Annotated in this window: 14 protein-coding genes; 1 reads left to right on the top strand and 13 read right to left on the bottom strand. The window is 47.1% G+C overall.

Annotated elements, in window-relative coordinates:
- Positions 1-90: 90 nt before the first annotated feature.
- Genes D2V93_RS01415 through D2V93_RS01390 form a run of 6 tightly spaced genes read right to left on the bottom strand, consistent with a single transcriptional unit; the run spans position 91 to position 8,860 of the window.
- Positions 91-1,521 carry an amidohydrolase family protein gene (locus tag D2V93_RS01415; RefSeq protein WP_119618080.1) on the bottom strand — a complete coding sequence of 477 codons (1,431 nt, stop codon included), beginning with the start codon at positions 1,519-1,521 and terminating at the stop codon, positions 91-93.
- Positions 1,521-2,090: a YdeI/OmpD-associated family protein gene (locus D2V93_RS01410; protein ID WP_119618079.1), complete on the bottom strand. Its 570-nt coding sequence runs from the start codon at positions 2,088-2,090 to the stop codon at positions 1,521-1,523. The genes D2V93_RS01415 and D2V93_RS01410 overlap by 1 nt, the downstream gene beginning before the upstream one ends.
- Before the next feature lies 1 nt (position 2,091).
- Positions 2,092-3,705, bottom strand: a complete 1,614-nt coding sequence (locus D2V93_RS01405; RefSeq protein WP_119618078.1) for a M1 family metallopeptidase — start codon at positions 3,703-3,705, stop codon at positions 2,092-2,094.
- A 53-nt stretch (positions 3,706-3,758) separates the two neighbouring features.
- The gene (locus D2V93_RS01400) at positions 3,759-5,090 is read right to left on the bottom strand and encodes a M28 family metallopeptidase (protein WP_119618077.1); all 1,332 of its coding nucleotides are present in this window, start codon (positions 5,088-5,090) and stop codon (positions 3,759-3,761) included.
- Positions 5,091-5,129: 39 nt separating this feature from the next.
- On the bottom strand, positions 5,130-6,653 hold the full coding sequence (locus D2V93_RS01395; protein ID WP_119618076.1) for a nuclear transport factor 2 family protein: 1,524 nt from the start codon (positions 6,651-6,653) through the stop codon (positions 5,130-5,132).
- Positions 6,650-8,860, bottom strand: coding sequence for a bifunctional alpha,alpha-trehalose-phosphate synthase (UDP-forming)/trehalose-phosphatase (locus tag D2V93_RS01390; RefSeq protein ID WP_119618075.1), 2,211 nt, complete (start codon positions 8,858-8,860; stop codon positions 6,650-6,652). The genes D2V93_RS01395 and D2V93_RS01390 overlap by 4 nt, the downstream gene beginning before the upstream one ends.
- A 103-nt stretch (positions 8,861-8,963) precedes the next feature.
- Here D2V93_RS01390 and D2V93_RS01385 point away from each other — a divergent pair, with 103 nt between their 5' ends.
- A complete protein-coding gene (locus tag D2V93_RS01385) occupies positions 8,964-10,763 on the top strand; it encodes a glycoside hydrolase family 15 protein (RefSeq protein WP_072882095.1) in 1,800 nt (599 codons plus the stop codon).
- A gap of 54 nt (positions 10,764-10,817) precedes the next feature.
- Here D2V93_RS01385 and D2V93_RS01380 read toward each other — a convergent pair whose 3' ends face one another.
- The 7 genes from D2V93_RS01380 to purL all read right to left on the bottom strand — a co-directional run bounded on the left by D2V93_RS01380 (position 10,818) and on the right by purL (position 22,914).
- Complete coding sequence (locus D2V93_RS01380) at positions 10,818-12,629, bottom strand: acyl-CoA dehydrogenase family protein (protein WP_119618074.1); 1,812 nt, start codon at positions 12,627-12,629, stop codon at positions 10,818-10,820.
- A gap of 33 nt (positions 12,630-12,662) precedes the next feature.
- Positions 12,663-13,028: a four helix bundle protein gene (locus D2V93_RS01375; protein WP_072882093.1), complete on the bottom strand. Its 366-nt coding sequence runs from the start codon at positions 13,026-13,028 to the stop codon at positions 12,663-12,665.
- Between the two features lie 30 nt (positions 13,029-13,058).
- Positions 13,059-14,249: an acetyl-CoA C-acyltransferase gene (locus D2V93_RS01370; RefSeq protein WP_072882092.1), complete on the bottom strand. Its 1,191-nt coding sequence runs from the start codon at positions 14,247-14,249 to the stop codon at positions 13,059-13,061.
- An 86-nt stretch (positions 14,250-14,335) separates the two neighbouring features.
- Positions 14,336-16,741, bottom strand: a complete 2,406-nt coding sequence (locus tag D2V93_RS01365; protein ID WP_119618073.1) for a 3-hydroxyacyl-CoA dehydrogenase/enoyl-CoA hydratase family protein — start codon at positions 16,739-16,741, stop codon at positions 14,336-14,338.
- Positions 16,742-16,760: 19 nt separating this feature from the next.
- Positions 16,761-17,207 carry a MarR family winged helix-turn-helix transcriptional regulator gene (locus D2V93_RS01360; protein WP_072882090.1) on the bottom strand — a complete coding sequence of 149 codons (447 nt, stop codon included), beginning with the start codon at positions 17,205-17,207 and terminating at the stop codon, positions 16,761-16,763.
- Between the two features lie 137 nt (positions 17,208-17,344).
- Entirely contained in the window at positions 17,345-19,114 is a 1,770-nt protein-coding gene (locus D2V93_RS01355) for an AMP-dependent synthetase/ligase (RefSeq protein ID WP_119618072.1), read from the bottom strand.
- 125 nt (positions 19,115-19,239) lie between these two features.
- Entirely contained in the window at positions 19,240-22,914 is a 3,675-nt protein-coding gene (gene purL / locus D2V93_RS01350; protein ID WP_119618071.1) for a phosphoribosylformylglycinamidine synthase, read from the bottom strand.
- Positions 22,915-22,945: the final 31 nt, after the last annotated feature.

Genomic DNA, 22,945 nt, shown 5'->3' with positions numbered 1-22,945 from the left:
GTTGTTTAGTTTTTCTAAAGATACCAAAAACAGTATTAAGGTATGTTTGTGCGCAACAGGATTCTGATGGATGCCCTTCGGAACAAAACGTTATTCTAGGGTAGCGCTGTCCAGAAGCTGTTGTAACTGCTCCTTGGAAAATACTTGGGTCCCCTTGACCACGGAATATTGCTTTTGGGTCTGGGTGATATCTTCCAACGGATTCCCCTCCAGAATAACAAGATCGGAGACCTTTCCTTCGGAAATGCCACCATAATCTTCGGTCTGTTTCAAAAATTGGGCTCCGTGATAAGCGGATGTGCGCAAAGCGTCCAATGGGGAAATACAGTTGGCCACCATGGCTTCCAGTTCCTTGTGCAGTGAAACTCCGGGGTAGACATAGGAGTTGAAGGCACCACAATCAGAGCCTGCGAGCAAGGACACGCCGGCCGTATCGAGGGATTTGGCCAATTTCCCGAAAAAGGCATCCAATTGTTTTCGGCTTTCCCGTGTTTCCTCGGAGGCATTCAGGGCGCCTCTGATCCTTCCCTCGTAGGTTTTTACGAGACCTCTGCCCATGTATTTCAAGTAAGGGTCGTTGGAATGGTCCACTTCATCCAAATAGCTCAGGGTTTTTCCAATATGGAGGGTAGGCACTACAAAAACATGGTTCTCTTTCAACTGGTTAAAGGTATTTTGCGCAACACTATCCGTGTAAGCATCCATAAGGGCAGGCATGGCGCCCCAAAACCCCATTTCCCCCGTCTTCATTTTTTCGGTGACCTCCTCTTCGTTGCTGGCGCAGCCTTTCATGATGTAGTAGAGATGCTCGATACCGTCCATCCCAGCTTCGATGGTTTCGCCCAAGGTTACGGTAAAGGGCATGTGCCCCGATACGACCAGACCTCTTTCCTTGGCACCTTCAATGGATTTGAGGTAGTTTTCCGCAGAAATCCTGCTGTCGTAGAGCTTTACAAAATCCACCTGCAATTTTTCCAAGGAATCCAGGGCATTTTGTACATCCTCATCGGATTGGACTTCCAGCGAACCTGCCCAAGAGGAATTGGGGCCGTCAATTTTGGGCCCGGCGGTGAAAATGGTGGGGCCTACCAACTTTTCCTCTGCAATCTGTGATTTCCAATCCATAACGGAAGGGGTAAGGTCACCTCCCGCATCGCGCACCGTGGTGACACCATTGGCGATAAAGAGCTTTAGGAAGTTCTTATTGTTGGCTATGAGGGAATCGCCGCCCCTCAAATGGATGTGGTTGTCCCAAAAACCAGGCAATACGTATTTTCCTGTTGCATCGATGGTGGAATCAACTTCAAAGGCTTGCTCACTTTTTGCTGTTTTGATGGCTTTGATCTTGCCGTTCAAGATATAGATGTCCTGAACCTCGACCTCTCCCGTTTCCAAATGGATGACATTGGCATTCGTGATGGCCAGGTCCACTTTTTCCTTGTTCTCGGTTTGGCAGGCGGTCGACAATAGGATCAATAGTGCAAAACAATATAGTGCGGGGTTGGTCTTCATGGGGGTCATTAGTTTCTATATTTTATATTTTTTTCAGAGAGTTCCACGATTTCTTGGATTCGTTTTTCCCGTGTTTCTTCCCGTTTGGCCTGGTTCAACCAATAGAGGTAGCCTTTTTGTTGCCCAGGGGTAAAACCTTGGAAGTTATTGAGGGCTGCCTTGTTTTTATTGAATGCTTTTTGCAGGTCTTTAGGGACCACGCCGTTTTCCACATCGTCCAGTTCTGTCCAAGAACCGTTCTCTTTGGCCAGTTCAATGGCTTGCACACCACTTTGGTGCAACAACCCATCGGCTTCCAGTTCCTTGATGTGGTCTTTGTTCACTTTACTCCACGTGCTTTTGGGCTTTCTGGGGCAGAAATACTGTCTTCTTCTCCCGTCCCCAAGGCTTTTTACGGTGCTGTCAATCCACCCATAGCAAAGCGCGACCCTCACGGCTTCTTCCCATCGCATACTTTTCTTATGATGGTCCACCTTATAGAAGATAAGATAGACACCGGTATAGGTGGAATGGTTCTCATGTAGCCACTCGCGCCACTCGGCATCATTTTTAAAGTAATGTTCAGGGTGTTTTTCCAAATCAGACTTTTTGGGTCTCTATATAAAAATTCTTGTCAAACTTCAGCTCTGTGCTGTCCATGGCTTCCGTTTTCCATTCCGCACTGGGGAACAACCATTTTTCCTTTCCATCGACAAAAACACGGACGGGCATATCAAAATCTTCCACGACATCCACATACCGATACTTGATGGTGCCATCTCCCAACTGATATTCCAATTTGGGAATCATGGTGGTACGCAGGTATTGGTTGAAAAATGCCGAGAGGTCTTTACCTGTTTTTTTGCTGATGTAGTCCTCAATCTGTCCTGTGGTCACCGTTTGATGGTAAAAATCTTTGTTGAGTCCGCGAAGGACCTGTCTCCATTGTTCATCATCTTCCACCAGTTGGCGCAAGGTGTGCAGGATATTGGCCCCTTTGTAGTACATGTCGCCAGAACCTCCTCGGTTCACGCCATAAGGACCTATGATCGGTCTGTCATTTTGAATGTTGGCCCGTGTGCCCACAACATACTCCGCAGAAGCTTTTCTTCCAAAATGGTAGTCCAGATACAGGTTTTCGGAGTAGGCAGTGAACCCTTCGTGTACCCACATATCGGCAATGTCTTTGTAGGTGATGTTATTGGCAAACCATTCATGGCCCGCTTCGTGTATGATGATGAAGTCAAATTTGAGCCCCCAGCCCGTCCCGGACAGGTCCCTGCCCAAATATCCATTTCCGTATTGGTTGCCATAGGTGACGGAGCTTTGGTGTTCCATGCCCAAGTAGGGCACCTCTACCAGTTTGAAGCCATCCTCATAAAAAGGGTAGGGGCCGAACCAATGTTCAAAGGCCCTGAGCATCATCGGGGCTTGGGCAAATTGTATCTTGGCTTTTTCCAGATTCTCGGGAAGCACATAGTAGTCCACATCCAAAGTGCCATTTTCTCCTTCATACTTTTCTCCAAAATGCACATAGTTGCCAATGTTCACATTCACTCCGTAATTGTTGATGGGATTGGCCACAAACCAGTGATAGGTTTTTTGATCGCCCATTTCGTCCACCTTTTCCAGTTTTCCGTTGGATACATCCATCAGGTCTTTGGGAACGGTCACACTGATACGCATACTGTCCACTTCGTCATACATGTGGTCCTTGTTGGGCCACCAGACACTGGCGCCCAGTCCTTGGCACGATGTGGCCACGAAGGGATTGCCATTGGAGTCCTGTTTCCATGAAAAACCACCGTCCCATGGGGCCCTTACAGCTTCTCTGGGATGACCTGAATATTCAATCTTGAGTTCATTGAATTCACCGGGCACTTGCTTTTTCTTCAATTGGATGAAGTGTGCATTCCCCTCAGAGGTGAATTTCAATTTTTTTCCATCTTGGGTGATGGCGCTTATCTGCATGGGTTCCTGAAGGTCTATCTGGAGCACCTTGGCGCTTTCCAAGACCTTATAGCGAACAATGTTATGGCCCGAAATGAACTTTTCAGCAGGGTCGACCGTTACGTTCAGATGGTAATAGTTCAGGTCCCACCACTCGCGTTCAGGGGTTATGCTCCCCCTTAGGGTATCCTGTCGGGTGAAATTCTGGGCGGATGCCAATCCCATGCCCAGTAGGCATGTCGCTAAAATGAAATAGTGTTTCATGTGTGTTTTTTAAGGCTTTCAGTTGGTGTTCAAAGTGATATTTCGCTATATTTCTATCTAAGGATCTTATTGGGAAAAACAACGGGACTTTCATGACCATCCTGTCCAATGGCCGCAACCCCAAAGAAGAAATTGTCAATGACGATGCCTTCCAACGTATGCTCGGTCACATCTCCCACATATCTGTAATTGTCCCAAGTAGGGGAAGTAGTGTCCCTCCAATAGATTTTATATCCCACGGCACCATCCACCTTGCTCCATCTTAATTTGGCGTTGGGCTCCACGATTCCACCGATTTCCACTGTTTCCGGAGCTGGAGGGCCCCAAGCAATGGATGCAAGGTTGATTGCGTTCACGGCGGTGAGCTTTTTGGCGTACCCAAAATTGACATGCTCCAACACATCGCCATAGGCGATACCATCTTCCACACGGATATCTTGATGCTGTTGGGTATAGTTTTCATGGGCCTCCATGATGCGGATGCCAGCAAACCCGGCATCATTGAAGGGTCTGTGGTGACCACCACGCCCAAAGCGATCCAATCGATAGATCATCATGGGGTTCATTTCGGGCATATAGGTCTTTGTGGTGTGGTAGACATAACGTGCCAGTTGACGGGAAATACCATCCACCTCGCCACCATAAAACCGTCGGGCATTTCGTTGCTGTTCGGTCTCCGTGGGAGGCACGGGTTCTGAGAAAATCCGGAAATCCCTATTGCTGACCACGCCATCCACTCCGGTAATGTTGCCGATCATGTCGTTGTTCAGGATGCCGACAATGTCCCATCCTTTTTCTTTGGCATGGGCCGCCAATCCTTTTCCGCCATAAAGACCCTGCTCTTCGCCCGATAGCCCTACATAGATGATACTGCTTTCAAATTGGTATTTGGAAAGGACACGTGCCGCTTCTAGGGTGCCTGCCATTCCACTGGCATTGTCATTGGCCCCCGGCGAATCCGAAGTGAAATCGGCAGGATCACTGACACGGGAATCGATATCGCCGCTCATGATGATGAATCGGTTGGGGTATTTGGTGCCTCTTTGGATGGCCACCACATTCACCACCCAAACATCGTGCACAATTCGGGCATTGTCTCCTTTTTTCACCAAATCTTTTTGATAGAAAACTTCCAAGCAGTCATTGCAGTTGGAGGAAATCTGTTCGAATTCCGATTTTATCCACCGTCTGGCAGCCCCAATGCCCCGGGTTTGGGAAACGGTGTCGCTCAGGGTGTGCCTTGTGCCAAAATTGGCCAGGGTGGTTACATCTTTTTCAATCCTCTCCGCAGATACCGAATTAATGATGTCATAGATCCGAGGGTCGGTTTGGGCGAAACCCAAGGTTGTAAAGAGTAAGAGAAGTAATGTACAAATAGGCTTCATGATGCAGAGGTTGGTTTTAAATTGGGAAACTATAAAAAATTATTGGATGAAGGTGACTTTTGAGATTTTTCCATTTTCCACTTCGTAAATGGCCACGGCAGACTCGGTGGTTCCATTGGCGACCACGGATTCTTCGTCGATCACTTTGTTGCCGATGACAATCCTTTTCTTGATATCGCAGTGCAGATCAGGGGTGTTTTCAAAGAATGCCCTATACTGCGCCGACATAGTTTTTTTTCCCTCAGACAGCAATTTATCTGGGTGCATGTACAATTTGACGTTATCCGAATAAGTGTCCATGAATGCATCGATATCCCTTGCATTATAGGCATCCAACTGCTCTTGGACTATGGTTTCCGTATCGGCAGTGGGCTGGTCCGGAAAAATAAAGGTCATGGAGGTGATGAGGCCGTTCTTCACTTCGTAAAGCGCCACTTGGTGTCCTTTTCTACCATCCACCAAGGTGGTTTCCTCGTCTATCACCTTATTGCCTATGACGATACGCTTGACCACTTCCACACTAGATTTATTGGTGTTGGCGAAAAAGCGCTCATAACTTTCTGTCATTTTGGTTTTTCCCAGGTACATGGTCTCTTTAGGGAACCGCTGCACCAGAACATTATCGGAATAGCAAGAGATGAAACCTTCTAAATCCTCCTTGTTGAAGGCTTCTACTTGCCTTTGCACGACCATGGCCGGGGATTCATCGGCGACAAAAGCCAATCGGGTTTTGCTTTGGTTTACGGAAATCCGGCTGATGTTGTTGATTTCTTCTTGCTGAAACGTCAGAATGGACTCCCATTCCAGACCCGAAGCAGTATCCATGACCAGTAATGTTTTTCCGGCTCCCGTAATGATGCTATTCTGGTCCAACCAGCATATATCCTCTTGGTTTTGATAGGTGTCCGCAATTTTTTGGGATATGCCCGTTTCGGGGTCCAAAGACTTGATTTCCCATGTTTTGTTGGCCTTTGCTATAAAGCTCACCAACCGGGTTCCCGGGATGTTGTGTAGAGATCTGCCCACATTTTTTTGCACACTGCGGGTAGTGTTTTTTTCCATGTCGAGGACCATCAGGTCCATGCGATTTTCCACCAAGACTGTGGCCACAAGGATATGGTCGTTGAACCAGACATGGTACCCAATCTTTAGATTGGTGATCGGGGTTGAGTCGCCCGTTTTTAGGTCATATTCATACAAACGTTGCAGCCCGTCCAAATCTAGGCGGATGGCAGAGATGGCATTTTTGCCAGGAATCCTTAAGGGGGAATATTCGCTTCCGGTCGGGGTGTTGGTGAGCCAAGAAGTGGTGCTGCCCAAGTTGATGTTGAACCGGAGTATGTCCGTCTGTCCTTCCCTTGTGGATGAGAACAGTACGGTATCATCATCCCAAAAGGAGGGTTGGTTGTCATACCCTTCATTGTTGGAAATGTTCTTTGGGTTGGACAATAACGGGGTCCCGCTTTTCAGAGTCAGGTCAAAAAGATAGACTTCCGTGTTGGCCTGGGCGTTGGCCAAGGCATATGTCAAAATGAAGACTGTGGTAAAAAGTCTTTGGATCATGGTTGTACAAACCGTTTTAAAAGTTCCCTTACTTTATTGGTGCTCTCCACATGGTACTTGGCCTGCGTTTTTTTCAGTCCTACTTTCACCGTAATGGCCGAATCCGGTAGTTCTTGGAACATGAACTCGTCCGTCCAGTCATCTCCTATAGCGAACACAAAATCATAATCGTCCTCGCCCAGCATACGAACGGCTGCCCTTCCCTTGTTCACATTGCTGCTCTTCACTTCCATGACCTTGTTGCCATTGAGCACGCTAATATCGTCATTACCGATGAGACTTCTGAGTACCGTATTCAGTTCTGTGGCCCTTTTTTCACCAAAATCGGGATCCGTGTTCCTATAGTGCCAGGCCAGGGAATAGTTCTTTTCCTCGATGAACGAACCGGGGGTCCTATCTACAAACGATTCCAAGACGGGGCGTATTTTTCCCATCCAGTCGCCTTTTACCTGCTCCAGCATCCTAAAGTCTTCACCGTCCTTGGAAATCCAGACCCCATGTTCCACGATCATGTTGTATTTTTTGGGAAGGAACCACTTGCCAAAGGTCTGTTTGTCCCTTCCACTGATCAAGAATAAGGTAGTATTGTCCTGGTTGTGCAATTGGTCCAGCAGGTCATATAGTTCTTCATCTGGGGAGGCTTTTTGGGGATCTTTGTGGAAACCTGCCAAGGTGCCGTCATAGTCCAAGAACAAGAGCCGTTTTTTGGCCTCGGAATACCGATCGGCAATTCTGGTCAGGATTTCCTTGGACATTTTTTCTGAGACAAAAGCCCGTCCCAAATCCCTTTTTTCGTTTAGAGCGGTCATGAATTCATTGGCCCAGACCTCCACATTGTAGCGTTCCAAACGGTTTTGTAGAAAGGTGTTGCGGTTGACCTGTTCTTCCACAGGCATATTGATGGCCTGTTTCAGGGTGTCGGCCTGCTCTTCAAAATTATTGGGGTTGATGAGGAGGGCCTCGTTCATTTCATAGGCAGATCCAGCCATTTCGCTCAAGATCAACACTCCGGTCCTGTCCGTTCGCGTGGCAATGTATTCCTTGGCCACAAGGTTCATTCCGTCCCTAAGGGGTGTCAGCCAGGCTATATCGCTGGAAGTGTAGAGGTCAATGAGGTTTTCAAAAGGCAATGAGCGGTAGAAATACCAAATCGGGGTCCAGTTGACCGTGGAAAGCTCCCCATTGATCCTTCCTACCAGTTCATCTATCTCCCTTTTCAGCAATTGGTACTGGGGCACATTGGACCTTGAGGGGACGGCAAGGATGATCAAACGTACCTTTTCCTGGTACTCAGGGTATTTCTTCAAAAAGTATTCAAAGGCATTCAGCCGTTTGGCGATTCCCTTGCTGTAATCCAACCGATCTATGGAAAGAATGAGTTTGGTATCTGGGGCAGAGGCCTTGTGGCTGTCCAGTCGTAGTTGAAAATCACTTCTGTCCTTGCTGCTCTTTTGACCATGGTCCTTTGCGGCATCGTGGAATTTCTTATAATCGATCCCCATGGGAAAAGAGTCCACTTTGATGGCCCTGTTGTCCATATAGATTTCATTGAAACTCACCTCCAGTCCCAACAACCTTCTCACTGAGCTCAAAAAATGCCTTTCGTAGTCATAGGTATGGAAACCGATGAGGTCGGAGCCCAACAACCCCTCCAAAATTTCTTCCCTCCAAGGTAGTGTCCTAAAGATTTCATAGGAGGGGAAGGGAATATGCAAAAAGAAACCGATGGAAGTGTCGGGGCGTTTCTCCCGGACCATTTGCGGCACCAGCATCAGTTGGTAGTCATGCACCCAAATGGTGTCGTCCTCATCCGATTTTTCTATGATGGCATCGGCAAATTTTTGGTTGACGGATTTGTATGTGTCCCAAAAATCAAGTTCAAACTCGGAATATTCCAAAAAATAATGAAAGAGGGGCCATACAGTACGGTTGCTGAACCCAAAGTAGAAACCGTCTATTTCTTTGGAGTTGAGTTTTACCTTGGCACAGCCATTTTCTGTTAGGGCCTTGTCGATCTTGCCTTCCAGTTCGGGAGGGGTCTCCTCGTCCGTGAGCCCAGACCAACCTATCCATAGGCTCTCACCTCCGCTGTGGACGGATTTCATCCCTGTGGCCAGACCTCCAACGCTGGGAATGGCATTGATGGAGCCATTGCTGATTTGCAATTGAACAGGTAGCCGATTTGAGATTATGATAGTTTTGCCCATAAAAGGATGGTTTTTGAAAGGTTTTAAAATTAAGTTTCTTTAAATTTCGGGAAATTCGACCGCAAAAACAATTCACATTAAACCTTTTCAGAATAATTGATGTATGGACAACTTAAATTATGGAATTATTGGCAATTGCAGAAGTGCGGCCTTGATCTCCAAAACAGGTTCCTTGGATTGGTGCTGTCTGCCAGAGTTCGATTCCACTTCGGTATTCGCAAAATTGCTGGATGAGGAAAATGGGGGGAGCTTTGGGATAGAGCCCGTGGGCAACTACGAAATAGACCAACAATACCATAGGGACACTGCCATATTGGTCACACGTTATGCAAATGGCCATGATGTTTTTGAAGTGATGGACTTTATGCCCCGGTATCTGAAAAGGGATGGGAAATACCATGCCCCGCCAGAAATTATCAGGTATATCAAATATGTCTCCGGCAAACCCAAAATACGTGTGACCTACGATCCCAAATTGGAATATGCCATGGGGGAGACCACTCACTATATCAAAGAGGATTTTGTGGCAAGCCTCACCCATCAGGAAAAATACGATACCCTCTTCCTATATACTTCCTTTGAAAAGGAAAGCGTTCTCAATGGTGAGGAATTGGTCTTGGAAGAAGATGGGTATTTCCTTATCTGCTACAATGAAAAAATACTAAGGCCTACCACTGTAAAAATAGCCTTGGAATTGGAACGCACCAAGGTATATTGGTTGGACTGGGTGCACAAGGCCCCTAGCTATGACAAGTTCAACGATGAGATCATGCGAAGTGCCATCACTTTGAAGATGCTTACTTACGACAAGACAGGGGCTGTGCTGGCCGCTGCTACCACATCGCTGCCCGAGACCATTGGGGAAGTGCGTAATTGGGACTATCGTTTTTGCTGGATCAGGGATGCCTCCATGGTGATCAAGGTGGTTTCCGAATTGGGCCATAAAAATTCCGCGAAGCGCTATCTTCAATTTATCATAGACCTGATGCCGGACAAGGACGAAAAGCTCCAAATCATGTACGGCATCAACAAGGAAAAGAAACTCACGGAGAAGTCCCTGGACCATTTGGCCGGCTACAAAGGTTCCAAGCCCGTGCGCGTGGGCAATGCGGCCTATAAGCAGAAACAGAACGACATCTATGGTATTTTGATGGATGTGATCTATGAGCAACTGATGAAGTTCAGCAACGACATCGAAAATGGGGAAGAGCTTTGGAGCATCACCAAGGGCATTGTATGGATCGTGGGCAAACACTGGAGGGAACCGGACAAGGGCATTTGGGAATTTCGTGGCGAGGACAGGCATTTCACCTTTTCCAAAGTACTGTGCTGGGTGGCCTTGGACAGGGCCATAAAGGTGGCCAAAATGTTCGGTAAGACCCGGAAAATTGAAAAATGGACGGCTTTGGAACAGGAAATCAAGGAAGATATCCATAATAATGCATGGAACAGTGATATCAATGCCTTTGTGCAGTCCTATGGGTCGAGACATTTGGATGCCTCGGTGCTGCTGATGGAATCCTATGGCTTTATCCATGCTAGGGACCCCAAGTTTGTGAGCACGGTTAGGGCCATTGAGGAAGGCCTCAGCAACGATGGTCTGTTGTACCGATACAAGAACGAGGATGATTTTGGACTTCCTTCATCATCGTTCACCATTTGCACATTTTGGTTCATCAACAGCCTGTTCAAAATTGGGGAAGAAGAAAAGGCATTGGAGCATTTTGAACGTTTGCTCAGTTATAGCAACCATTTGGGGCTGTTCAGTGAGGACATCGATTTTAAGACCAAGCGATTGTTGGGCAACTTTCCACAGGCCTATTCCCATTTGGCATTGATAGAGTGTGCCATCAATTTCTCAAAGAAAGAGAGCGAGGAACGTATCTTGGAATCCTTGGGATAAAAAACGCCCCTAAAAGGGGCGTTCATCGAAATTTGCTTTTTTGGCAATCTTCAATTAGTCAAAGGTATAACCATTGTCAGCGGCAACTTTGTCTGATATTTGCGTGCGTAGCGCCACTACGTTGGGTTGGTTTGTATATTTTGTAAAACGTTTCAGTCCCATCAGCATCATCCGTTGTTCATCTCCCTCGGCAAATGAAACAATGGCTTCTTTGCCTTTTTGGTTGATGATGTCCACGGCCCGGTATAAATAAAGTTTGGACATGGCTATCTGAGCGGCCTGTGCCTCTTCGCCAAAGCGTTTTGCGTTTTTCTCGGTACGAAGGATGGTCGATTCCACCAAATAGATCTGTATGAGGATGTCGGCAGCGGACATCAACAACATTTGGTGTTCCTCCAGATCGGGACCGAATTTTTGCACCGCACTTCCCGCTACCATCAAGAATACCTTTTTCAAGCGGGCCAACAAATCTTTTTCCTCTGCAAACAGTTCGGAAAAATCAGGCGTATCGAATGATGGAATGCCCATTAGTTCCTCGCCAACAGCAGTTGCAGGGCCCAAGAGGTCCACATGGCCTTTCATGGCCTTTTTGACCAACATGCCCACGGCGAGCATTCTATTGATTTCGTTGGTCCCTTCATAGATCCTTGAGATACGGGCGTCCCTCCATGCAGATTCCATAGGGGTATCGGCACTGAAGCCCATCCCCCCAAAGACTTGTATGCCTTCGTCCGTGGTGTGTTGCACATGCTCGGAAACGGCCACTTTCAGAATGGAGCATTCAATAGCGTACTCCTCGACCCCTTTCAGCTCTGCTTCTTGGTGCGAGTTGCCGTCTGCCTCACGGATGGCAATCCTGTCCTCGATATTCTTGGCGGCTCGGTAACAGGCGGATTCATCCACATAGGCATTGGTGGCCATATCGGCGATCTTTGCCTTGATGGCACCAAAATTTATGATCGGGGTCTTGAACTGGATGCGCTCATTGGCATACTTGGCGGCCTCGGTAACGATACGACGTTGGGCTTCCAAACAAGCTGCAGCCAGTTTGATCCTTCCCACATTCAGGGCGTTCATGGCGATTTTAAAACCATTTCCCCTTTCGGACAGCATATTTTCCACGGGTACCTTGGTCTCATTGAAAAAGACTTGGCGGGTAGAGGAGGAGTGGATGCCCAATTTTTTTTCTTCATCGCCCAAGGTGATGCCGTTTTCCGGATCATTTTCCACAATAAAGCCGGTAATGTATTTGTCGTCCTCGATTCGGGCAAAGACGATGAACATATTACAGAACCCCGCATTGGAAATCCACATTTTTTGCCCCGTGATGCTATAGTATTTCCCATCTTCGGAAAGCACGGCCTTGGTCTTGCCCGAGTTGGCATCGGAACCTGCCCCTGGTTCAGTCAAGCAATAGGCCCCGAACCATTCCCCAGAGGCCAGTTTGGGTACGTATTTTTGTTTCTGTTCCTCGGTGCCGTACAAGGTGATGGGCATGGTGCCTATCCCTGTATGTGCACCAAATGCGGTGCTGAAAGAACCGGTGGCCCCTGAAATGTAATCACAGACCAGCATGGTGGAAACAAACCCCATGCCCATACCGCCATAGGATTCGGGAACGGCAACACTGAGCAGGCCAAGCTCTCCTGCCTTCCGCATGCATTCCTCGGTGTAGGCATAGTCTTTTTTCTCAAAGCGTTCCCAATGTGCCCAAAGTTCGCGGTCCACAAATTCCTTGGTGCTTTCGCGCATCATTTTTTGTTCTTCGTTGAGGTCTTCGAGGGTAAAAATATCCTCGCACTTGGTCTCCTTTACCAAAAATTGACCACCTCTGAGTATGTCTTTGTTTGTTGTTTCTGTGCTCATTTTTTTAAGATTTTAAGATGCAAGAGACAAGAATCAGGACCTGTTGTTCAGACCGTCTTGAAACTTGGAAATCATTTTTTGTAATTGCTGGATTTTATATTCTAAAAGCTGAAATGTTTCTATGGAAATGTATTTTTGGTTCAAGGCAACAATCAGTTGGGTTTCCCATTCAAAAGAAGAGCCTAGACTACACTCAATATACTTATTGAAATGCTTGTTGGTCGATTTGCTTGTCCCCTCCGCAATGTTGGAAGGGATAGAAACTGCACAACGAATCAATTGGGAGACGAGATTGAATTTTTCCACATCAGGGAACCCTTTTGTCATTTTATATGTTTCGTCAACCAAAATCATACCTTCTTGCCAAATTTTGAGTTTTTTGAAATTATGTCTCCCCATGTCCAGGTTCTTGTCTCTTGACTCTAATTTCTATGCCAAGAATTCAAAAATCCCCGCAGCACCCTGACCTGTACCAACGCACATGGTCACCATGCCGTACTGGCCTTTCATGTTGCGTTTCCGCATTTCATCAAAAAGTTGGACGGAAAGCTTGGCCCCGGTGCACCCAAGGGGATGGCCGAGGGCAATTGCCCCTCCGTTCACGTTCACAATTTCCGGATTGAGGTCCAATTCGCGGATAACGGCCAAGGATTGTGATGCAAAGGCTTCGTTCAGCTCGATGAGTTCAACGTCGCTTTGTTTCAATCCTGCCTGCTTCAATGCTTTTGGTATGGCCTTGACGGGGCCTATTCCCATGATCCGTGGCTCCACGCCAGCTGCGGCATAGTTGACCAATCGGGCAATGGGCTCCAAATTCAGTTCCTTGACCATGTCTTCGCTCATGACCATGACGAAGGCCGCTCCATCGCTCATTTGGGAGGAATTTCCGGCAGTGACACTTCCATCTGCCGCAAAAACAGGCCTTAATTTATTCAATGTAGGTATGTTGGTGTCCTTACGTGGTCCTTCATCCTTATTGACGGTGTAGGTCTTGGTCTCCTTTTTACCCGCTTCGTTCACAAACGTGTGCTCTACTTCTATGGGAACGATCTGTTCTTGGAACCTGTTCTCTTCTTGTGCCTTCAAGGCTTTCATGTGGGAGTTATAGGCAAAAACATCCTGGTCTTCCCTGGAAACCTTGAACTGTTTGGCCACTGCTTCTGCGGTGAGTCCCATACCCCAATAGTAATCCTCGTGTCCTTCTTTGGCCGTGGCATAATCCGGTGTGGGCTTGTACCCGCCCATGGGGATGTAGCTCATGCTCTCCGCCCCTCCGGCAATGATGCAATCGGCCATTCCGGATTGGATCTTGGCCGTGGCAATCCCAATGGTTTCCAAGCCCGAGGCGCAGTAACGGTTAACGGTAACACCGGGTACGTCATCGATGTCCAAGCCCATCAAGGAAATGAGCCTGGCCATGTTCAGTCCTTGTTCCGCTTCGGGCATGGCGTTGCCCACAATGACATCGTCAATGCGTTTTTTGTCGAGCTGTGGGAGTTCTTTCATCATATGTTCAATGGTCTCGGCCGCCAGTTCGTCCGGTCTCTTGAACCTGAACAGTCCCTTTGGGGCCTTGCCCACTGCTGTTCTGTATGCTTTTACAATATATGCTGTTTTCATTTCTTTATGGATTCTTTGATTTTTGGATTCTTGGAAGGTTAGATGTGTGTGTTCGAATAATCGAATAATCTACTTATCCAAGTCATCTAATTCCTAAGGGGTTTTCCTGTTTTCAACATATGTTGGATACGCTCCAATGTCTTCCTTTCGGTACACAAAGAGAGAAAAGCTTCACGCTCAAGGTCCAAAAGATATTGCTCGGTGACCAAAGAGGCTTCCGATAGGTCTCCACCGGCCATCACATAGGCCAACTTATTGGCAATTTTCTTGTCGTGTTCGGAGATATAGTGACCCGCCTCCATGGAATCCGTTCCCACCAAGAACATGCCCAAAGCTTGTTTTCCGAGTACTTTTACATCCTTACGTTTTACGGGTTTGGTGTATCCTGCCTCGGCCATGAGCTTCGCATGAGCCTTGGCCGTGGCAATCTGACGGTCTTTGTTCACCACCACAATGTCCTTTCCTTTTTGAAGGATGCCCAAGTCATAGGCTTCATAGGCCGATGTGGATACTTTGGCCATTCCTATGGTGAGGAAGTATTCCTGAAGCACGTTCAGTTCCACATCGTTCTTTCGGAAGGTATCGGATGCCCGAAGGGCCATTTCCTTGGAACCGCCCCCGCCGGGAATCACACCGACACCAAATTCCACCAAGCCGATATAGGTCTCGGCAGCGGCGACAATTTTGTCCGCATGGAGTGAAAGCTCACACCCACCTCCCAAGCACATGCCATGTGGGGCGGATATGGTGGGGATGGAGGAGTAGCGCATCCGCATCATGGTGTCCTGGAACATTTTGATGGCCATGTTCAGCTCATCATACTCTTGCTCCACGGCCATCATGAATATCATCCCAATATTGGCCCCAACGGAAAAATTTGCAGCTTGGTTGCCTACTACAAGTCCTTGGAAATCCTTTTCGGCAAGTTCTATGGCTTTGTTCAGACCGGCGAGCACATCGCCACCAATGGTGTTCATTTTGGATTGGAACTCGCAATTTAGGATGCCATCGCCCAAATCTTCTATCACCACTCCACTGTTCTTGAACACTTCTTTGGACTTTCTGATGTTGTCCAGAATGATAAAGGCGTCTTGACCGGGCACTTTTTCCATGGTCTTTTTGGAGATGTCATAGAAATAGGTAGCGCCATCTTTTACGGTATAAAACGAATTGATTCCAGAAGCCTTCATTTCAGTGACCCAGGAAGCAGCCTCCTGACCTTCAGCCTTGATGAGTTCCAAGCCTTTGTCCAATCCCACGGCATCCCAAATCTGAAAAGGTCCGTGTTCCCAGCCGAAGCCGGCTTTCATGGCATCGTCAATTTTGTAAAGTTCGTCCGAAATTTCTGGAATCCTGTGTGTCACATAGGCAAATAAAGCCCCAAAACTCTTCCTGTAAAATTCACCTGCCTTGTCTTTTCCATTGACCAATACAGGAAAACGTTCGATGACCTTGTCTATGGTCTTGGTGAGTTCCAGTGTGGCAAACTTTGCACTTTTTTTGGTGCGATAGTCCATGGTGTCCAAGTCCAAAGTGAGGATGTCGCTCTTGCCATCGTCGCCCGTAACTTTTTTATAGAAACCTTGCCCTGATTTACTGCCCAACCATTTGTTGTCCACCATGGTCTTGATGAAATCGGGCAATTGGAAGAGTGCATGGCGTTCATCGTCCTTGCAGTTTTCACTGATTCCGTTGGCGACATGGACAAGGGTGTCCAGACCTACCACATCCACCGTGCGGAAGGTGGCAGACTTGGGTCTACCAATAACGGGTCCTGTGAGTTTGTCCACTTCTTCAACGGTCATGCCTAAATCCTTTACTGCATGGAAAAGACTTTGGATGCTGAAGATCCCGACCCGGTTTCCAATAAATGCAGGGGTATCCTTGGCCACTACCGAGGTCTTGCCCAAGAACTGTTCCCCATATCCGTTGAGGAAATCCAAAACTTCCAATGATGTATGTGGGCCAGGGATGATCTCAAACAATTTCAAGTATCTGGCCGGGTTGAAAAAGTGGGTTCCGCAGAAATGTTCCTGAAAATCCTCACTTCTTCCCTCACTCATGAATTTAATGGGAATGCCCGAAGTATTGGAGGTGATGAGTGTGCCTTTTGCCCTGTGTTTGTCCAGATTTTCAAAAACCTGTTTTTTGATGTCAAGGCGCTCCACGACTACTTCAATGATCCAGTCCACCTTTGCCACTTTGGAAATGTCATCTTCCAAATTTCCCGTAGTGATTCGGTCTGCAAATTTGGGATGATAGATGGGGGAAGGCTTTGATTTGAGCGCTGCGGCCAATGAATCGTTCACCAAACGGTTACGGACGACCTTGTCCTGAAGTGTCAGCCCTTTGGCTTTTTCCCTGTCGTTGAGTTCGCGTGGAACAATGTCCAACAATAATACCTCGACACCGATATTGGCAAAATGGCAGGCAATGCCACTTCCCATGATACCGGAGCCTATTACGGCAACTTTGTTTATATGCCTTTTCATGTGCAGGTTTGTATTTTAATTATTTCGTTGTTTTGATATAGACTTTTTTATCGGAAATGAGTTTGTTTATCACATCTATGGTCCTGAAAAATCCGCCCAAGTCTGCTTCGGACACATGTTCTTTGATCACATCGTTGAAACGGAGTACCACATCCTTGGATTCTTTCCGTTTTTCAAGCCCCAAAGGGGTAAGGTGGATGAGAACTCCCCTTCCGTCCTTGGGGTTGGGTTTTCGTTGGATGTACCCTTTTTCCTCTATATTTTTTAAAATCCTTGACAAACTTGTGGCCTCCATTCCCATTTTTGGGCCTAGGGCGGTACTCGGTGTGCCTCCTTTTGGGTCAATGCTCAAAAGGGTAAAACCTATAGCCATGGTCACCCCATAGTTCTTGGCCTCCTCATTATACATTTTGATAACAGCTTGCCATGTGGCCCTAAGGGCATAATCAATGGTCAAATCTTTCATGGAACAGGTTTGGTGTTTTCAAATATAATAAAATTTATTATGCATGCATAATAAATTAATGGTTAATTGATCGACCCAAAAAACACGGCCCACAAAAGATGTGGGCCGTGTTTTTTGTTATATAAATAAGATGGGCATTAGTGCCCGTAAATATCATTGTAGAGATCTAGATACTTTTCCTTCACGATCTTTCGCTTCAACTTCATGGTAGGGGTGAGATGGCCCTCGTCCACACTCCAGACATCGGGGGTCAACCGGAACTGTTTCACTTTCTCCCATTTGGCAAAATCCTCATTGGCCAGGTCCACTTCTTCTTGGAAACGGGCCATGACCTGGTCGTTTTTGACCAAATCCTTGTTGTTTTCTAAAGCAATACCATGCCTTTTGCCCCATTCCTTCACAAAATCAAAATTGGGCTGGATAATTGCTGCGGGCATTTTCTCCCCTTCGCCCACAACCATGATCTGTTCAATGAATCGGGATTGCTTGAAGCGGTTTTCCAATAACTGGGGAGCTACATATTTACCTCCCGAAGTCTTGAATATCTCTTTTTTGCGATCGGTAATTTTCAAAAAGCCATCGGCATCCACTTCGCCAATGTCACCTGTATGAAAATAATCGCCCGTCATCACTTCGGCGGTTTTCTCGGGATCTTTGTAATAGCCCATCATGATGTTGGGCCCCTTGCAGAGAATTTCACCATCTTCAGCAATTTTCACTTCAACGCCATCAATGATCCTGCCCACCGTACCAATTCTCCATCCTTTATTACGCTGGTCGTTCACGGCAATGACCGGAGAGGTTTCCGTCAGTCCATAACCTTCCATCACGGGCATGCCTGCTGCTGCAAAGATCCTTGCCAATCTGGGCTGAAGGGCCGCACTGCCTGATACCATAACGGATAGGTTGCCGCCAAGACCTTCCTGCCACTTGCTGAAAACCAACTTTCGGGCGATGCCCAATTGCTTTTCGTACCACCAGCCATTTTTTCCATAAGGTTCAAACTTGAGCCCAAGTTCCACGGACCAGAAGAACAGCTTCTTTTTAAGGCCAGATAAGTTAGTGCCCTTTGCAATGATGGCCTCATATACTTTTTCAAGAAGACGGGGAACCACGGTCATTACGTTGGGTTTTACCTCCTTCACATTGTCACTGATCTTGTCCAGCCCCTCTGCAAAATGGATTTCAATGCCGCAATATTGGTAGAGGTAGAGAATCATCCGCTCAAAAATGTGGCAAACAGGCAAAAAGCTAAGCGCACTCCCGCCAGATTCGAACGGAACCCGTTTTTCACTGGAGATGACGTTGGACACAATATTGTGATGGGAAAGCATCACGCCCTTGGGTCTTCCTGTTGTTCCTGACGTATAGATCAAGGTGGCAAGATCGCCAGGTTGTACACCATCCTTTAATTTTTCCACTTCATCTTGGTTGGAAGCATCGGCCCCCAACTCCAAGAGCTCTTTCCAGTTCTTGCAGTTGCCAAGTTCATCAAAAGAATATACTTCTTTCAAATTTTTAAGATTGGAACTGATGGCAAGCACTTTCTCCAAGACTTCTTCGCAGGAAACAAAACAGTATTTGGCCTCGGAATGGTTCAAGATGTATTCGTAGTCCTCTTCCGAAATGGTGGGATATATGGGCACGTTCTGTGCACCTATCTGAAGTATGCCAATATCCACGATGTTCCACTCCGTCCGGTTGGTCATGGAAATAACGGCAATTTTGTCGTTTGGTTTCACACCTAGGCGTAAGAGGGCCCGGCTTATGGCATTGGCCTTGTCCACATATTCCTGGGTGGAGGTCGCTACCCATTTGCCATTGTATTTGGTGACCAATGACTTTTCAAGGGGCAGATTTTCCAATTGATGATAGGGGAAATCAAATAAGCGGGTAACTTTTTGCATAGTAAGTTTCTGTAAAGTAATTGCAAAGTAGCAAATCGGAGCCTAACAAAGAAAACGATTTAACAATTACCATGGGGAAATTTTGAAAATCCCTAAATAATTCACAATCTGGTGTCCCTAAATTACTAATTATCCAAGGCTTCCAACCACTCTTTTGCATTCACAAAAGCCTGTAACCAAGGCGAAACCACATCTTGCCTATCCTTTGGATAGTGTGCCCAGTTCCACGGGAACGTGGATCGCTCAATATGCGGCATGGTCACCAGATGCCTACCCGTTTTATTACACAGCATGGCGGTGTTATAATCACTACCGTTCGGATTGGCTGGATAACCTTCATACCCGTATTTGGCCACAATGTGGTATTGGTTCTCAGCATGCGGCAAACTGAATTTTCCCTCACCATGACTGATCCAAACCCCTAGAGTGGTGCCGGCCATGTTGGAAAGCATTACGGAATTGTTCTCCTGAATTTTCACCGAAGTAAATCCACTTTCGTGCTTGTGCGACTCGTTATACGTCATCCTGCCATGGGTCTCATGCTCTGGGTTGATGAGATCCAACTCCATGAACAATTGGCAACCGTTGCAGATGCCAACGGAAAGGGTATCAGGTCTTGCAAAGAAATCCTTCAAGGCCTTGTTGGCTTTCTCATTGTATTTGAAAGCACCTGCCCAACCTTTGGCACTACCTAGCACGTCCGAGTTGGAAAAACCTCCCACGGCGCCAATGAATTGGATGTCCTCCAAAGTTTCCCTACCTGTGATGAGGTCGGTCATGTGCACGTCTTTCACATCAAACCCGGCCAAATACATGGCATTGGCCATTTCCCGTTCCGAGTTGCTTCCTTTTTCACGAAGGATGGCGGCCTTTGGTCTTTCAGCACCTCTCGACTGCGCTCGAGGTGACAGTTTTCCTGTAAAACTGGAAGGGAAAACATATTTGAGTGGTTGTTCCTTGTAATTGACGTAGCGGTCCTTGGCCAAACCATTGGCAGTCTGTTTGCTGTCCAATAAATAAGAGGTTTTGAACCAAGTATCCCGAAGCGATTCGATGTTCAGGCCGATTTCCACACCATTGTTCTTGATATGCAGAATGTTACCAGTGGAAACACTTCCAATCTTGTTGAAGTCGATGCCACTTTCAGCTAAAACTTTTTCGATGGAACTGTCCTTGGATTGAAGCACAACCCCAATATTTTCCGAGAACAACAGTTTGATGATGTCGGATTCACCAATAGAGGTCAAATCCAATTCGGCACTCAAGTCGTTATCGGCAAAACACATTTCCAACAAAGTAGTGATCAAACCTCCAGAACCAATATCGTGGCCGGCCAAAATTTGTCCGTCCTTGATCAATTTTTGAAGTGTATTGAAAACCGTCTTCACATAAGCGGCATCCAAAACGGATGGGGCTTCATCCCCAACACCGTTCAAGATTTGGGCAAAGGATGATCCGCCCAATTTATGGGCATCTTTGGAAAAATTGATGTAATAAATGTCCCCGCCCTCTTTTTGAAGAACCGGTTCCACAATTTTGGTGATGTCATAGCAATGTGCTGCCGCTGAAATGATTACGGTCCCAGGAGACAATACTTCACCGTCCTTGTATTTTTGCTTCATGGAAAGGGAATCCTTTCCAGTAGGTACATTGATACCCAGTTCGATCACAAAATCGGAAAGGGATTTTACCGCTTCGTATAAACGTGCATCCTCACCTTTGTTGCGGCAGGGCCACATCCAGTTAGCGGACAGGGAAACCGATTTCAAACCATCTTGCAAAGGGGCCCAAACAATGTTGGTCAAGGATTCAGCAACACTATTTCTACTTCCTGCAACCGCGTCGATCAATGCGGAAACAGGAGAGTGCCCAATACTGGTCGCAATCCCTTCCTTGCCTTTAAAATCCAGTGCCATCACCCCGGTATTGTTCAAGGGCAATTGCAAGGGACCTGCACATTGTTGTTTGGCCACACGTCCACCCACGCAGCGATCCACTTTGTTGGTCAACCAATCCTTACAGGCCACGGCCTCCAATTGCAGTACTTGCTCCAAATAATCATGGAAATATTCCAATGAATAGGAAAGGGCAGGGTAGGTTTGTTGGGCTTTGGTATCTGCCATAATGGTCTTGGGCGAACTTCCGAACATGTCGGAAAGTTCCAAGTTCATGGGGGTCTCACCTGTAGTACCGGAGGTAAAGGTGAATGTATGGTCTCCGGTTACGGTACCTACTTGATACATGGGCGAACGCTCACGGGCCGCCACACGATCTAGCAAATCAATATCTTTTTCACCGATTACCAATCCCATGCGTTCCTGGGATTCGTTGCCGATCAATTCTTTTTTGGATAGGGTAGGATCTCCGATGGGAAGTTTGTCCGTATCGATTTTACCTCCGGTTTCTTCCACCAATTCAGACAAGCAGTTCAAATGTCCACCTGCACCGTGATCGTGAATGGAAACGATGGGATTGTCATGACTTTCCACCAAGCCACGGATGGCATTGGAAGCCCTTTTTTGCATTTCGGGATTGGAACGTTGTACGGCATTCAACTCAATGGCTGAGCTGAATTCGCCCGTATCGGCACTGGATACGGCCGCTCCGCCCATTCCGATGCGGTAATTGTCACCACCTAGAACGACTATTCTGTCTCCTGTTTTCGGGGTGTCCTTCAAGGCTTGTTCGGTTTTACCGTACCCGATACCACCAGCCATCATAATGACCTTATCGAAGCCTAATTTGCGGGCCTCTTCCTGATGTTCAAAGGTCAAAACGGAACCTGCGATCAACGGCTGTCCAAATTTATTTCCGAAGTCGGAAGCACCGTTGGATGCCTTGATTAAAATATCCATTGGGGTTTGATACAACCATTCCCTTTCTGCCATTCCTTTTTCCCACGGACGGTTTTCCTCCAAACGGGAGTATGAAGTCATGTACACAGCGGTTCCAGCTAGAGGTAATGAACCTTTTCCTCCCGCCAAACGATCACGGATTTCACCTCCGGAACCTGTAGCGGCACCGTTAAAAGGCTCCACGGTGGTGGGAAAGTTGTGGGTCTCAGCTTTTAGGGAAAGCACGGAATTGAATTCCTTTTCCTCGTAAAAATCGGGTTTATCAGCGCTTTTGGGAGCAAATTGGATTGCCTTGGGGCCTTTGATGAAGGCCACGTTATCCTTATAAGCCGAAACGATATCATTAGGGTGGGCTTCGGAAGTCTTTTTGATCAATTTGAATAGGGAAGAAGGCATCTCTTCGCCATCGATGACAAAAGTCCCGTTGAAAATTTTATGTCTGCAGTGCTCCGAGTTCACTTGACTGAAGCCGAACACTTCGGAATCCGTCAACTTACGGCCGAGTTTTTTGGAGAGTCCTTCCAAATAGTCCACTTCCTCCTCGCTCAAGGCCAGACCTTCTTTTTGGTTGTAGGCGGCAATATCCTCAATCTCCAAAATAGGTTCGGGCACAATGTTGATGGTGAAAATATCCTGTCCCAGACCCTTGTATTTTTGGGAGAGCATAGGGTCGTAATCTGTAAAGTCCTCGGATACCGCATGGTACTCCTCAATTCGGATAATACCAGAAATGCCCATGTTCTGTGTGATCTCAGTGGCATTGGTACTCCATGGGGTCACCATGGCGGCGCGTGGGCCAACAAAAAAGGCGTCGAGTGACGCCGCTTCTATCTTGGGTTGGTTGCCGAACAACCATGTCAGTTTACTGTTGTCTTCCTGAGCAATTTCCTGTGTGGTCTGGACGGCAAAAACCTTGGTAGCCTTGTCCCCAAAAAAATGGATCATACGAGTGATGCTTGAGCGGTTTAAGAAAGTG

Source organism: Flagellimonas taeanensis, assembly GCF_003584105.1.
Lineage (GTDB): Bacteria > Bacteroidota > Bacteroidia > Flavobacteriales > Flavobacteriaceae > Flagellimonas > Flagellimonas taeanensis.
Note: the sequence above shows the minus strand (reverse complement) of the source record. Positions and strands in the feature narration are given on the sequence as shown.

Excerpts from the sequence above, each read along its gene's own strand:
- D2V93_RS01415 (WP_119618080.1), bottom strand. The coding sequence starts at position 1,521 with ATGACCCCCATGAAGACCAACCCCGCACTATATTGTTTTGCACTATTG.
- D2V93_RS01405 (WP_119618078.1), bottom strand. The coding sequence starts at position 3,705 with ATGAAACACTATTTCATTTTAGCGACATGCCTACTGGGCATGGGATTG.
- D2V93_RS01400 (WP_119618077.1), bottom strand. The coding sequence starts at position 5,090 with ATGAAGCCTATTTGTACATTACTTCTCTTACTCTTTACAACCTTGGGT.
- D2V93_RS01395 (WP_119618076.1), bottom strand. The coding sequence starts at position 6,653 with ATGATCCAAAGACTTTTTACCACAGTCTTCATTTTGACATATGCCTTG.
- D2V93_RS01390 (WP_119618075.1), bottom strand. The coding sequence starts at position 8,860 with ATGGGCAAAACTATCATAATCTCAAATCGGCTACCTGTTCAATTGCAA.
- D2V93_RS01385 (WP_072882095.1), top strand. The coding sequence starts at position 8,964 with ATGGACAACTTAAATTATGGAATTATTGGCAATTGCAGAAGTGCGGCC.
- D2V93_RS01380 (WP_119618074.1), bottom strand. The coding sequence starts at position 12,629 with ATGAGCACAGAAACAACAAACAAAGACATACTCAGAGGTGGTCAATTT.
- D2V93_RS01375 (WP_072882093.1), bottom strand. The coding sequence starts at position 13,028 with ATGGGGAGACATAATTTCAAAAAACTCAAAATTTGGCAAGAAGGTATG.
- D2V93_RS01370 (WP_072882092.1), bottom strand. The coding sequence starts at position 14,249 with ATGAAAACAGCATATATTGTAAAAGCATACAGAACAGCAGTGGGCAAG.
- D2V93_RS01365 (WP_119618073.1), bottom strand. The coding sequence starts at position 16,741 with ATGAAAAGGCATATAAACAAAGTTGCCGTAATAGGCTCCGGTATCATG.
- D2V93_RS01360 (WP_072882090.1), bottom strand. The coding sequence starts at position 17,207 with ATGAAAGATTTGACCATTGATTATGCCCTTAGGGCCACATGGCAAGCT.
- D2V93_RS01355 (WP_119618072.1), bottom strand. The coding sequence starts at position 19,114 with ATGCAAAAAGTTACCCGCTTATTTGATTTCCCCTATCATCAATTGGAA.
- purL (WP_119618071.1), bottom strand. The coding sequence starts at position 22,914 with ATGATCCATTTTTTTGGGGACAAGGCTACCAAGGTTTTTGCCGTCCAG.